Annotated in this window: 13 protein-coding genes; 5 read left to right on the forward strand and 8 right to left on the reverse strand. The window is 60.8% G+C overall.

What is annotated here, in order from left to right; genetic code table 11:
- Positions 1 to 36: 36 nt before the first annotated feature.
- Together AD669_RS23345 and AD669_RS23350 are read left to right on the forward strand one after the other, a co-directional pair.
- Entirely contained in the window at positions 37 to 927 is an 891-nt protein-coding gene (locus tag AD669_RS23345) for a neutral zinc metallopeptidase (protein WP_053124076.1), read from the forward strand.
- A complete protein-coding gene (locus tag AD669_RS23350) occupies positions 928 to 1878 on the forward strand; it encodes an alpha/beta hydrolase (RefSeq protein ID WP_053124078.1) in 951 nt (316 codons plus the stop codon).
- A 79-nt stretch (positions 1879 to 1957) separates the two neighbouring features.
- On the opposite strand, the gene AD669_RS23355 is transcribed toward AD669_RS23350, so the two are convergent.
- The 3 genes from AD669_RS23355 to AD669_RS23365 form a co-directional block, all read right to left on the reverse strand.
- Positions 1958 to 2551: an HAD family hydrolase gene (locus AD669_RS23355; RefSeq protein WP_053124080.1), complete on the reverse strand. Its 594-nt coding sequence runs from the start codon at positions 2549 to 2551 to the stop codon at positions 1958 to 1960.
- Positions 2548 to 3417 (reverse strand): acyl-CoA thioesterase II, encoded by an 870-nt coding sequence (gene tesB, locus AD669_RS23360; protein ID WP_053124082.1) that lies wholly within the window; start codon positions 3415 to 3417, stop codon positions 2548 to 2550. Before tesB ends, AD669_RS23355 begins: the two co-directional genes overlap by 4 nt.
- Before the next feature lie 105 nt (positions 3418 to 3522).
- A complete protein-coding gene (locus AD669_RS23365) occupies positions 3523 to 4092 on the reverse strand; it encodes a GNAT family N-acetyltransferase (protein WP_053124084.1) in 570 nt (189 codons plus the stop codon).
- A gap of 83 nt (positions 4093 to 4175) precedes the next feature.
- Between AD669_RS23365 and AD669_RS23370 the strand changes: the two genes are divergently transcribed.
- Positions 4176 to 5096, forward strand: coding sequence for a histone deacetylase (locus tag AD669_RS23370; RefSeq protein ID WP_053124086.1), 921 nt, complete (start codon positions 4176 to 4178; stop codon positions 5094 to 5096).
- A 293-nt stretch (positions 5097 to 5389) separates the two neighbouring features.
- Positions 5390 to 6637: a TIGR03862 family flavoprotein gene (locus tag AD669_RS23375; protein WP_053124221.1), complete on the forward strand. Its 1248-nt coding sequence runs from the start codon at positions 5390 to 5392 to the stop codon at positions 6635 to 6637.
- Between the two features lie 86 nt (positions 6638 to 6723).
- Here the strand turns inward: AD669_RS23375 and AD669_RS23380 are convergent, their stop codons facing one another.
- From AD669_RS23380 to AD669_RS23400, 5 genes are all read right to left on the reverse strand, one after another.
- Positions 6724 to 8061, reverse strand: coding sequence for a DEAD/DEAH box helicase (locus AD669_RS23380; RefSeq protein WP_053124090.1), 1338 nt, complete (start codon positions 8059 to 8061; stop codon positions 6724 to 6726).
- A gap of 52 nt (positions 8062 to 8113) precedes the next feature.
- Positions 8114 to 9049, reverse strand: a complete 936-nt coding sequence (gene yedA, locus AD669_RS23385) for a drug/metabolite exporter YedA (protein WP_053124092.1) — start codon at positions 9047 to 9049, stop codon at positions 8114 to 8116.
- 232 nt (positions 9050 to 9281) lie between these two features.
- Positions 9282 to 9887 (reverse strand): PolC-type DNA polymerase III, encoded by a 606-nt coding sequence (locus AD669_RS23390; RefSeq protein WP_053124223.1) that lies wholly within the window; start codon positions 9885 to 9887, stop codon positions 9282 to 9284.
- Positions 9888 to 9909: 22 nt separating this feature from the next.
- On the reverse strand, positions 9910 to 10389 hold the full coding sequence (locus AD669_RS23395; RefSeq protein ID WP_053124094.1) for an NYN domain-containing protein: 480 nt from the start codon (positions 10387 to 10389) through the stop codon (positions 9910 to 9912).
- Between the two features lie 263 nt (positions 10390 to 10652).
- Complete coding sequence (locus tag AD669_RS23400) at positions 10653 to 11399, reverse strand: DUF2076 domain-containing protein (protein ID WP_053124095.1); 747 nt, start codon at positions 11397 to 11399, stop codon at positions 10653 to 10655.
- Between the two features lie 178 nt (positions 11400 to 11577).
- Here AD669_RS23400 and AD669_RS23405 point away from each other — a divergent pair, with 178 nt between their 5' ends.
- Positions 11578 to 12252 carry a YciC family protein gene (locus tag AD669_RS23405; RefSeq protein ID WP_053124097.1) on the forward strand — a complete coding sequence of 225 codons (675 nt, stop codon included), beginning with the start codon at positions 11578 to 11580 and terminating at the stop codon, positions 12250 to 12252.
- The last annotated feature ends 51 nt before the right edge of the window (positions 12253 to 12303 follow it).

Consider the following 12303-nt stretch of genomic DNA (forward strand, 5'->3'; position numbering starts at 1 on the left):
CAACACTCATCACCACGTACAACAGAGGATTCCCACATGCTATGGAAAAAAGGCCGACGCAGTGACAACGTCGTCGACGCCCGGGGTGATGATGCAGGCGGTGGCGGTGGCGGCATGCGCTTTGGTGGCGGCAAAGGCCTGAGCCTGGGGGCGATTCTGCTGATCGTCGGGATCGGCTGGATCACCGGGCAGGATCCGATGCAGATCCTCGGCCAGCTCGCCGGGCAATCGAGCCCGCAGACCGCACCGACCTCGCAAACCCGTCAGGCGCCGCCGGCCAACGATGAGCAGGCTGAATTCGTTCGCTCGATCCTCGGTGATACCGAAGACACCTGGGGTTCGATTTTCCAGCAGGCCGGTCGCCAATATAAGGATCCGACCCTGGTGCTGTTCAGCAACCGGGTCAATTCGGCGTGCGGTCTGGCGACCTCCGCCACCGGCCCGTTCTATTGCCCGGCTGACCAGAAGGTCTATCTGGACATGGCGTTCTTCCAGGAAATGTCGCAACGCTTCAAGGCGGCCGGCGATTTCGCTCAGGCCTACGTGATTGCGCACGAAGTCGGACACCATGTGCAGACGCTTCTCGGCGTCTCGGCGAAAATTCAGACAGCCCGCCAGCAAGGTCGGCAGATGGAAGGCGACGGTGGTTTGCTGGTGCGTCAGGAATTGCAGGCCGATTGCCTCGCCGGTGTCTGGGCTTACAGTGCGCAGAAGCGTTTGAACTGGCTGGAACCGGGCGACATCGAAGAAGCCTTGAATGCGGCCAACGCCATCGGTGATGATCGCCTGCAACAACAGGGTCAGGGCCGTGTGGTGCCGGACTCGTTTACCCACGGCACGTCGGCGCAAAGGGTGCGCTGGTTTAAAACCGGATTCGCGCAGGGCCAGGTCGGCCAGTGCGACACCTTCGCGGCGAAAAACCTGTAAATGCATAAATGGCTTTTGGCGTTACTGATCGTTGGCAGCACCGCGCACGCCGCAGGTGTCGATGCGATCAGCCCCGGTCGCTTGCAACTCAAGGCCGGGGAAATGGCGGTGGGCATTGGCCCGGCGCCGGAAAAAATTGAGCGTGTGCTGATCGTCATTCATGGCCGTTTGCGCAACGCCGAGACCTATCGCAAAAGCGCCGAAAGCGCCGTCGAACTGGCCGGACAGACCGCACACACGCTGGTGATCGCCCCGCAGTTTCTCAATGAAAGCGATGTCGCCCTGTACTCGTTGCCCGCCACGTTGCTGCGTTGGCAAGGCAATGAATGGATGGGCGGCGGCTTATCCACAGGGCCGAATCCGTTGAGTTCCTACGCGGCGCTGGATGAAATCGTCGCGCGGATCACCGATCGCAAACAGTTTCCCGACGTGAAGCAGATCGTGATTTTCGGCCACTCCGGCGGCGGCCAGGTGGTGCAGCGCTATGCCCTGCTGGCCAAGGATCAGCCGGCGCTGAAGGCCAACGGCATTCGTCTGCGCTATGTGGTGGCGAATCCGTCGTCGTATGCGTATTTCAATGAACAGCGGCCGGCGGCGTTCGATCACGCCAAGTGCCCGGGTTTCAATCGCTGGAAGTACGGGCTGGCAGACATGCCGGTTTACGCCGGTGGGCAAACGCCGCTGCAGCTTGAAAGCAGTTACGTCAAACGCGAGGTGATCTATCTGCTCGGGCAGCAGGATATTGATCCGCAGCACCCGGCGCTGGACAAGAGTTGCGCGGCGCAAGCGCAGGGTGCGTTCCGTCTTGAGCGTGGGAAATCTTACTTCGGCTATCTGCTGCGCCGACATCCGGAAGGGGTCAATCAGCGGCTGGTTGAAGTGCCGGGGGTTGGGCATAACGGCGATGGGATGCTGACGTCGCCGGAGGGGCAGAAAGCCCTGTTTGATTAGAGAAGCAAAAGATCGCAGCCTGCGGCAGCTCCTACATGGATCCCGTGTAGGAGCTGCCGCAGGCTGCGATCTTTTGATCTTAATCCACCAACATCCGCCGTAACTCAACACAATCGCGCGCATGCCAATCCGCCAACTCCGGCCACGGGTTATCCGGCAAATTCACCAACACCGTCCGCGCCCCTGCCGCTCTTCCGCAATCCAGATCAAAGCGATAATCACCGACCATCACCATCTCGCTGGCCGGCACGTCCCAGGCGTCTGCCAGTTTCAGCAACCCACCCGGGTGCGGCTTAGGCGGCGCTTCGTCGCGGCCCAAAACGTCTTCGACGGCAAAGCAGTCAGCCAGGCCAATCGCTTCCAGCGTCACATGCGCCAGCTCCCGCGCATTGCGGGTCAGAATGCCGAGGCGATAACCGCGCGCATGCAGATCACGCACCAGCTCAATAGCGCCAGCGGCCGGGGTCGAACCCAGCGCCAGATCGCGTTCATGCTCCAGCAACCACGCGTGTTTCGCCGCCGCTTCATCCGCCGGTAGCGCCGCAAGATGCGTGAGGATGTCGTCCTCCGGCGGAATCGCCAGCGCCACGCGAATCGCCGCAAAATCATGCACGGCCACGGTCAGCGTGCCGTCCATGTCGAACACCCAGTGCTTCACCTCTTTCAGGCTCATGCCCAATCCTTGCGATGACGAATCAAGCCTTCCTGCGTCACCGAAGCGACCAATTGGCCGGCGCGGTTGTACACGCTGCCACGGGAGAACCCACGGGAATTACCGGCCCACGGACTGTCCATCGCGTAGAGCAGCCAGTCATCGGCACGCAGATCATTGTGGAACCACAGCGCGTGATCGAGGCTGGCGACCTGCATGTCTTTCTGCCAAACCGATTTGCCGTGGGGCAGCATCGAAGTGGTCAGCAGACCGAAGTCGGACGCGTAGGCCAGCAAGTATTTGTGCAGCGCCGGAATATCGGCCAACGCACCGTCAGCACGGAACCACACGTACTTCACCGGATCGGCCGGTTGCGGGTTGTAGGGATCTTTTTCGGTGACCGGGCGCACTTCGATCGGTTTCGGGCACAGCAGCTTTTCACGCATGTGCTCGGGGATCAGTTGCGCACGTTGCTGGAACAATTCCAGTTCCGACGGCAAATTTTCCGGGCCGACCACCACGGGCATCTGGCTCTGGTGTTGAAAACCTTCTTCGTCGTACTGAAACGACGCGCTGCAGGTGAAAATCGGATGGCCCTTCTGGATCGCGGTCACCCGGCGCGTACTGAAACTGCCGCCGTCGCGCACGCGATCAACCGAATACACCACCGGCAACTTGGCGTCGCCCGGACGCAGGAAATAACCGTGCATCGAATGCACGTGGCGCGCTTCTTCAACCGTCTGACTGGCCGCCGACAACGACTGACCGAGCACCTGACCACCGAACAACTGACGGAAACCCAAGTCCTGGCTGCGGCCACGGAAGAGGTTTTCTTCGATCGGTTCCAGGGTCAGCAGGTCGACCAGATCTTCCAACACTTGGCTCATTCAGACTCTCCTCACACAAAGCAATGCCGTGCAGTCTTGGCTGCAACGGTCGATTCAGGTTCTGGCGCGAGCCACTATCGCGCCATTGTAAACGTCTGTGTCTGCTTATCCATGCAAGGTTTCCAGCCACTGCTCCCGCGTGATGCGGTACAGCACGTGGCGGCGCAGCGGGTGATCGACGGCGAGCTTGGGGTGATCGAAATCATCGTCAGGGGCGTGATGCATGCCAATCGCCTGCATGACTTTCTCCGACGGCAGATTGATTTGCGCGGTGAACGAGACGATTTCTTTCAGGGCCATCCGGTCAAAGCCGCAGCGCAGAGCCGTCCACGCCGCTTCACTGGCATAGCCCAGCCCCCAATGTTCCTTGGCCAGACGCCAGCCGATTTCCACCGCCGGAGTAAACGGCGCGTCGAAACCGACCACGCCGAGCCCGGTGAAACCGATAAATTCGCCGCTGTCCTTGCGCTCCAGCGCCCACAGGCCGAAACCGTGCTCGGCAAAATGCCCGCGAATACGCCCGATCAGCGAGGCGCTTTCGAGTCGGCTCAACGCTGCCGGAAAATAACGCATGACCTGAGGATCGGCACACATCGCCGCAAATGCCGGCAAATCTTCGTCCTGCCACTGGCGCATCAACAAGCGTGCGCTTTGCAGTTCCAGTATCGGCTCCATCGTGCCCCTCCGTTTCCATGCCGCAAGTCTACATCGCTGGTAGGATCCTTCACTCTTTCCAACATTTCCTACATGAATACGCCATGCCACTGCCGCTGATCTACCACGAAGACTACAGCCCCGAGTTTCCGGCGGATCACCGCTTTCCGATGGACAAGTTTCGCTTGCTGCGGGATCACTTGGTCGACAGCGGGCTGACCCGCGACGCCGACCTGCTGCGCCCGGACATCTGCCCCAACGACATCCTCGCCCTCGCCCATGACCGTGCGTATATCGAACGCTACATGAGCGGCGAGTTGTCCCGCGAAGACCAACGGCGCCTCGGTCTGCCATGGAACGAAGCCTTGGCGCGACGCACGGTGCGCGCGGTTGGCGGTTCGATTCTGGCGGCGGAAAAAGCCCTGGAACATGGTCTGGCTTGTCATCTGGCTGGCGGCACGCATCACGCGCATTACGATTACCCGGCAGGGTTCTGCATCTTCAATGACCTGGCGATCATCAGCCATTACCTGCTGCAAAGTGGCCGGGTGAATCGCGTGCTGATCTTCGATTGCGACGTGCATCAGGGCGACGGCACGGCACGGATTCTTCACGACACGCCGGAGGCGATTACCGTCTCCCTGCACTGCGAGAAGAATTTTCCTGCACGCAAAGCGGAAAGTGACTGGGACATACCGCTGCCGAAAGGCATGGGCGATGCCGATTATTTGAAGGTGGTCGATGACACGCTCAACTATTTGCTGCCGCTGTATCAACCGGATCTGGTGCTGTACGACGCCGGTGTCGACGTGCACAAGGACGACGCCCTCGGTTATCTGCAACTGACCGACGCAGGCGTCGCCGCCCGTGATGAAAGTGTGATGCGCCATTGCCTGGGTCGCGACATTCCGGTGATGGGCGTGATTGGCGGCGGCTACAGCAAGGATCGCCACGCCCTCGCCCGCCGCCACGGCATCCTGCATCACAGTGCGCAACGAGTCTGGCAGTCACACGGTTGTCATTGAGCTGTGCTGCGTTACCCACAATCGCTGTGGAACTGCCTGTGGATAACCTGCGTGAAAGAGCCTACAGCCCATACCGTCCGGGGCTCACAGCGCACTGACTATTTTTTAACCACATACTGAATCAAACGAAAATCCCCTGTGGGAGCGAGCTTGCTCGCGAAGGCATCGGTGCACTCAACATTTAATTAACTGACCCACCGCTTTCGCGAGCAAGCTCGCTCCCACAAGGATCTCCCACATTGGTTTGCGCTGTTAGAATGCGCGCCTTATCCCGCCATACCGCAGCGCACGCCATGACCCAGAATTCCGCCTCCTCCCCCGCTCACGTCGCCATCATCGGCGGTGGCCCTGCCGGCCTGATGGCCGCCGAAGTGCTGAGCCAGGCCGGAATCCGCGTCGATCTCTACGACGGCATGCCCTCGGTGGGCCGCAAATTCCTGCTCGCCGGCGTCGGCGGCATGAACATTACCCACTCCGAAGCCTACCCGGCGTTCCTCTCGCGCTACGCCGAACGCGCGCCGCAAATCGCCCCGCTGCTGCGCGGCTTCGACGCCGACGCGTTGTGCACATGGATTCACGATCTGGGCATCGAAACCTTTATCGGCAGCTCCGGCCGCGTGTTCCCCACCGACATGAAAGCCGCGCCGCTGCTACGCGCCTGGCTCAAACGCCTGCGCGACAGCGGCGTGGTTATCCACACCCGCCATCGCTGGCTCGGTTGGGATGAACACGGTGCGCTGCGCATCGACAGCCCGGAAGGCGAAATCACCGTCAAACCCGATGCCACCCTGCTCGCCCTCGGCGGCGGCAGCTGGTCGCGCCTCGGTTCCGATGGGGCGTGGATGCTGGCGCTGGAGCAACGCGGTGTAGGACTGGCGCCGTTGCAGCCGAGTAATTGTGGCTTTGAGGTGCAGGCCTGGAGCGAATTGATGGTCAGCAAATTCGCCGGCGCGCCGCTGAAAAATATCGCCATTGGTTTGAACGACGACATTCCGCGCTTGGGCGAATGCGTGATCACCGCGACCGGGATTGAAGGCAGTCTGATTTATGCGCTGTCGGCGCCGATTCGTGAGGCGATCAATCAATACGGCGCGGCGGTTATCCACATCGATCTGCTGCCCGGCCGACCTGTGGATAAATTACAGGCGGCGTTGAGCAAACCACGCGGCTCGCGCTCGATGGCCAAGCATCTGCACAGTCAGGTCGGGATTGATGGGGTGAAAGCGGCGTTGCTGCGGGAGCTGACGGATGCGACGACGTTCGCAGATCCGGCGTTGTTGGCGCGGGCGATCAAGGCGTTGCCGCTGACATTGGTGAAAACGCGGCCGTTGGACGAAGCGATCAGCAGTGCGGGGGGCGTGACGTTTGAAGCGATGGATGAGCGCTTGATGCTAAAGGCGTTGCCGGGGGTGTTCTGCGCGGGGGAGATGCTCGATTGGGAAGCGCCGACGGGGGGCTATTTGCTGACCGGCTGTTTTGCCAGCGGGCGGGCGGCGGGGTTGGGGATACTGCAATGGCTCAAACACCCCCTACCTCTGTAGGAGCTGACGAGTGAAACGAGGCTGCGATCTTTTGATCTTCAAAAGCAAGATCAAAAGATCGCAGCGTGCCGCAGCTCCTACAGGAGTTACGGTTTACGCTTACGCGGCCCAGTGTTAAACACCGGCACCTTGCGCACAGGCTTGACCGAAGGCTCCGGCGCCTGCGTCTCGCCGCTGTCCACCCACTTGCCCAGATTACGTTTGCCGCCACCACCCGAAGCTTTCGGCTTCTTCGGTTTCTTCGGCTTCTTGATCACCTGACCGCTGGCATCGGTGTCCGGCACACGGTGTTCAGGCTCAAAATCCGGCTCGTTCTGACGCGTCAAGGTCTGGCGCGTGAGCATTTCAATCGCCGACAACATGTTCACTTCATCCGCGCACACCAGCGAGATCGCCTCACCGGTCGCACCTGCACGGCCAGTCCGGCCAATACGGTGAATATAATCCTCAGCCACGATCGGCAGATCGAAGTTGATCACCAACGGCAAATCTTCAATATCCAGCCCCCGCGCAGCAACGTCGGTCGCGACCAGAATCTGCACTTCACTGAGTTTGAAACGATCCAGCGCACGCTGGCGGGTCGCCTGCGGCTTGTCGCCGTGGATACCGTCGGCATTCACGCCCAGGCCTTGGAGTTTCTCCACCAGCGCATCAACACCATTACGGGTCTTGGCGAACACCAGCACCTGCTTCCACTTGTTCTTGCGCATCAGGTGCACGAACAGTTCGGCCTTGCGCTTCTTGTCGACCGTAACGATCCACTGCTTGACGGTGTTGGCGGCGACATTGCGCGGGCTGACTTCCACGGTCAGCGGATCATCGAGCATCTGCCCGGCGAGCAGGCGGATGTCGTCGGAGAAAGTCGCGGAGAACAGCAGCGTCTGACGCTTCTTCGGCAGTGCGCGGTAGATGTTCGACAGTTCTTCGGAGAAACCGAGGTCGAGCATGCGATCGGCTTCGTCGAGCACCAGGGTTTGCAGCTGATTGAATTTCAGCGCCTTCTGACGGAACAGGTCGAGCAGACGGCCCGGCGTCGCCACCAGCAGGTCAACACCGCCGCGCAGCTTCATCATTTGCGGATTGATGCTGACGCCGCCGTACACCGCGTAGGTGCGCAGCGGCAGGTTTTCGGCGTACTGGCGCACGGCTTCGTGAACCTGCTCGGCCAGTTCGCGGGTCGGCACCAGAATCAGTGCGCGCACCGAGTTGGCGGCGACTTTCGGCCCTTCCATGGCCAGCAACTGCAGCAGTGGCAAGGCGAAACCGGCGGTTTTGCCGGTGCCGGTCTGGGCCGCTGCCATCAGGTCACGACCGGCCAGCACGGCCGGAATGGCTTGCGCCTGAACCGGCGTCGGGGTCTGGTAGCCGAGCTTCTCGAGGGAGCGCAGCAAGGGTTCGATCAGGCCAAGGGTGGCGAAAGTCATGGAAGTACCGTAGGAAAAAATAACGCAGGCATGCAATGCCGCGCAGTTTACCCTAATTCGTACGCGTTTCTGTGGGAACGGCTGTCGGCGCCACGACTGGCGGCTGCACCGGACGACGCCACTGCGGCAGGCCAATCAACACCACGGCGCTGATGATCACCAGCATCGCCAACGCTTCTTCGATGCCGATTGTCTCGCCGACAAACACGATCCCGAGCAACACCGCCACCGCCGGGTTGACGTAGGCATAACTGGTCGCCGCCGCCGGACGCACGTGCTTGAGCAGGTACATATAAGAATTGAAGGCGATGATCGAGCCGAAGAAAATCAAGTACGCCAGCGCCAGCCAGCCTTCCATCGGCGGCACGGCTTGCAGGCGTTCACCGGTCATCGCGCTACCGATCAGCAGCACCACGCCGCCGACCAACATCTCCACCGCACTGGCCATCGCGCCCTGCGGCAACGGCAAATGTCTGCTCCACACAGAACCGAACGCCCAGGTCGCCGCCGCAAAAATCAGCAGCGCCGCCCCCAGTGGACTCGATTGCAGGTTGGAGCCCATGTTGAGCATGGCGATGCCGATAATCCCCAACGCGACCCCGGCCCACTCCAGACGCGTATTGCGTGCGCCCCAGAAATAACCAAACAGCAAAGTGAACAACGGCACCGTCGCCACCGCCAATGCCGCCACGCCCGAAGCCACACCGGTGTGTTCGGCCACACTCACCGCGCCGTTACCAAAACTGAGCAGCAAAACCCCGATGATCCCCGCCGCTTTCCACTGCGCCCAGGTTGGCGCCGGTGCCCCGCGCCAACGCAGGAATGCGTACATCAATGTGCCGGCAATCACAAAGCGCACACCACCGAGCATCAACGGCGGCCAGTATTCAACGCCGATGCGGATCACCAGATAGGTCGATCCCCAGATCACGTACAGCGCAAAAAAAGCGGCGATCAGCGGTAGGGAAAAACGGCGCAGGGCAGGCATGAGCAGCTCGACAGTCAGAGTCTTGGGATTGGATATTCTAGAAAGGCTGGCGGGCAAAAATAAGTTACAAAACCAGCGAAACACGCCAGTACACTTTTCAGAAGCCGACACCGAATCAATGTGGGAGCGGGCTTGCTCGCGAATGCGGTGGGTCAGGCAACATCAATGTTGAATGAAAAACCGCATTCGCGAGCAAGCCCGCTCCCACAGGGGGTTTGTGTTGGGCTGGGGATTAGCGGTAGCGCTGCAGGTGTTCGCTGACTTTCGCGGCGGGGACTTTCTGCAGTTTGCACAGTAGGTCGTGCGATAGCTCGCGCACGCCGTGCTTACCGCGCAATTCTTCAGCCAGATGCGCCATCAGGTTGGCCGCCATCTCGGCATCGGCCATGGCCCGGTGAGCCTGGCCCGTGTGCGGCAGGCGCGCGAAGGTGGTGAGCGTGCCGAGCTTGTGATTCGGCGCTGCCGGCATCAAGCGACGGGCCAAGAGCAACGAGCAGGCAAAATTCTGCAACCGCGTGCGCTTGATTCGCCCCAGTTCGAAGTCCCAGAACTTCTGGTCAAACGAGGCGTTGTGCGCCACCAGCGGCGTGCAGCCGACGAACTCGTTGACCTCGTTCATCACCTGTTCGGCCGGCGGCGCGGTGCGCAGCATGGCGTTGCTGATGCCGGTCAGTTGTTCGATGAACGCGGGGACGCGTACGCCGGCGTTCATCAGGCTCTGGTAACGCTCGACGATGCGGCCGTTTTCCAGCATGACCACGGCGATTTCCGTGGCGCGACAGCTGCTGTTCGGCGAGAGGCCAGTGGTTTCAAAGTCGATGACTGCAATGCGTTCCAAACCGGGTTCAACTCCGTTCAAATCAATTCTTGAGCAACAGTGCGCCTTCGATCGGCACGTAACGGCTGGCGGCGCGGATCAGCGAATTGGCGGTCAGGCCGGGCACACCATAGGCGACCGCTTGCACGCCGTGTTTGCTGATGATGCGTTCGAGCAGCATGTCGAAATCACCGTCACCCGAGGCCAGGACGATTTCGTCGACGTGGTCGGCGGCGTCCATGATGTCGAGGGTGATACCGACGTCCCAATCGCCTTTGGCCGAGCCATCGCTGCGCTGGATGTAGGGCTTGAGCTTCACGGTGAAACCGAGGTTGCGCAGGATCTGCTGGAACTGCTGCTGTTTGCTGTCGCCACGGTCGATCGCGTAGGCGTAGGCCTCGACGATCTGCCCGTCCTTGCTGATATCGGCCCACAGCGCGGCATAGTTGAAATGGCAACCATAGGCCTGACGTACGGTGTAGTAGAGGTTCTGCACGTCGGCGAACACTGCGATTTTATTCACCGGAGTTCCTGTGGGCGCGCAAGCGCACGAAGCGGGATCAGGCGCGGGGCCCGAAAAAGGCGCTCAGTATGCCAGCCAAGAGGAAGGTTCAGCGAATAATCACCGGCAGGCGCCGAGGTGCTGCTGACGAGTGGTGAATGTGGTGAGGGGATTTTTCCCCGATGGGCTGTGGAGCGGCCCCAGTTTTTTGGGACTGCTCCGCAGCCCATCGGGGATAAATCCCCTCACCACAGGTTTGGTGTCAAATCTGAGAAATGTAGGTGTCAGACGAAGGAATCGTCGTCATCGAAGAACGATGAGCTGTCGTCGCTGCTGTAATCGGTGTCGGTGAATCCGCCCTGATCGTTGCCGGCCATGCGCTGATCATCGCCCCAGCTACTGTTGCTCTGGTCGGCCACCTGCGCCGGCTCTTCCTTGATCACTTCAACGATTTCTTCCGGCTGCTGGTTGTGGTGGAACAGGCTGCTGATGCCTTGCGCCAGCATCACGCCACCCGCCACACCGGCGGCGGTTTTCATGGCGCCGCCGAGGAAGCTGCTGCCGGCCGCCGGGGCCGCTTGTTGCGCGTAGTTTGGTGGTGGTGCACCGACATTCTGTTGTGGCGCGGGCGCCGCATAATTCTGCTGCGGTGCCGGTTCGCGCCAGCCGCCAGTCGACGATGGGGCTGCACTCTGGGTCGGCGCCGGACGCGGGCTGCCACCAAAGATGCTCGACAGAAAACCACCGCCACCGCTCGAAGCAGGCGCAGCACTCTGCGCCTTGGCCGATTGCAATTCAGCCTGCAAGCGCTGGACTTGCTGGGTCAGTTGCTTGTTCTGCTCATCAAGGCTCTTCAGCGCAGCCTCTTGCACCAGAATCGCCTGGGTCATGAAATAACCCGCCGCCGGTTGGCGTGTCAGGTGTTCCTTGATCCGCGTTTCAGCCTGGGCGTCGCGCGGGGCTGCCTCCGTTTCGGCCTGTTGCAGCCGGGAAAACAGTCCATCGATCAGGGTTTGCTCTTCGCTGTTCATGGCGACCTCGTAGATTGCCGGGGATAACGTTGCCCTCGTCCACGGTGGACAAGGTGCTCTCCTGTAATGGAGACAGTGACAGGATGTTTCAACGACCTTTACCGAATGTTTACGTTTGTGTCGCCCCGCGCCGCATCGGTTAAAGTGAGCCACTGTTTTCGACCTGCGATACCGACTGATGAATGCCTTCGAAGTGCTGCGCGACTCCCTGTATTTCTTCAAACGCCATTTGGCCAGCATCGTGCAGCTGTGCCTGCCGTTGGTGATCTTCGAAGCGCTGCTGCAACAAGTGGTCGATCACAACACCGATCCGGACAGTTTTTCCTCGGTCAGCGTGGTCGTCGGCCTGCTGGTTTATCCGCTGTACACCGCAGCCCTGATTTTGTTTCTCGATGCGCGCACCCGTGGCGAGTCGCCGCGCACCCTGGATCTGCTAGCGATGTCGGCGCGTCTGTGGCCGCGTTTCGCCCTGCTCACGGCACTCAACACCTTGCTGATCCTGCTCGGCCTGTCGCTGTATTTCCTGCCGGGCCTGATGTTGATGGTGATGCTCGCGTTCGGCGAGTACCTGCTGGTGCTGCGCGGCCTCGGCCCGTTGCAGGCGATGAAAGAAAGCCTGCGCCTGACCCGTGGGCATTTCTGGCGGATTCTGTTGTGCATTCTCTGTGTGATGACGCCGTTGTGGCTGCTCAAAGGCGCGACGCTGGCGGTGTATCCGGAGCCGCAGAACCCGGCGATCGCCGTGTTGATCGACAGCGCTCACAGCTTCCTGCAACTGTTCACCAGTGTGGTCTTGTTCCGGCTTTTCATGCTGATCAGCGAATCGCCTGACAAACGTGACAGAGCGGTCTGACACGGCAGCCCTTGGGCTTCGCGCCTGCCGTCAGGTATGCTCGGGGCCACT

The organism is Pseudomonas sp. P1.31 (assembly GCF_001269815.1).
GTDB lineage: Bacteria > Pseudomonadota > Gammaproteobacteria > Pseudomonadales > Pseudomonadaceae > Aquipseudomonas > Aquipseudomonas rustica.

Bases quoted from the DNA above. Each gene is read 5' to 3' on its own strand.
- AD669_RS23345 (WP_053124076.1), top strand. From the start codon at position 37: ATGCTATGGAAAAAAGGCCGACGCAGTGACAACGTCGTCGACGCCCGG.
- AD669_RS23350 (WP_053124078.1), top strand. From the start codon at position 928: ATGCATAAATGGCTTTTGGCGTTACTGATCGTTGGCAGCACCGCGCAC.
- AD669_RS23355 (WP_053124080.1), bottom strand. From the start codon at position 2,551: ATGAGCCTGAAAGAGGTGAAGCACTGGGTGTTCGACATGGACGGCACG.
- tesB (WP_053124082.1), bottom strand. From the start codon at position 3,417: ATGAGCCAAGTGTTGGAAGATCTGGTCGACCTGCTGACCCTGGAACCG.
- AD669_RS23365 (WP_053124084.1), bottom strand. From the start codon at position 4,092: ATGGAGCCGATACTGGAACTGCAAAGCGCACGCTTGTTGATGCGCCAG.
- AD669_RS23370 (WP_053124086.1), top strand. From the start codon at position 4,176: ATGCCACTGCCGCTGATCTACCACGAAGACTACAGCCCCGAGTTTCCG.
- AD669_RS23375 (WP_053124221.1), top strand. From the start codon at position 5,390: ATGACCCAGAATTCCGCCTCCTCCCCCGCTCACGTCGCCATCATCGGC.
- AD669_RS23380 (WP_053124090.1), bottom strand. From the start codon at position 8,061: ATGACTTTCGCCACCCTTGGCCTGATCGAACCCTTGCTGCGCTCCCTC.
- yedA (WP_053124092.1), bottom strand. From the start codon at position 9,049: ATGCCTGCCCTGCGCCGTTTTTCCCTACCGCTGATCGCCGCTTTTTTT.
- AD669_RS23400 (WP_053124095.1), bottom strand. From the start codon at position 11,399: ATGAACAGCGAAGAGCAAACCCTGATCGATGGACTGTTTTCCCGGCTG.
- AD669_RS23405 (WP_053124097.1), top strand. From the start codon at position 11,578: ATGAATGCCTTCGAAGTGCTGCGCGACTCCCTGTATTTCTTCAAACGC.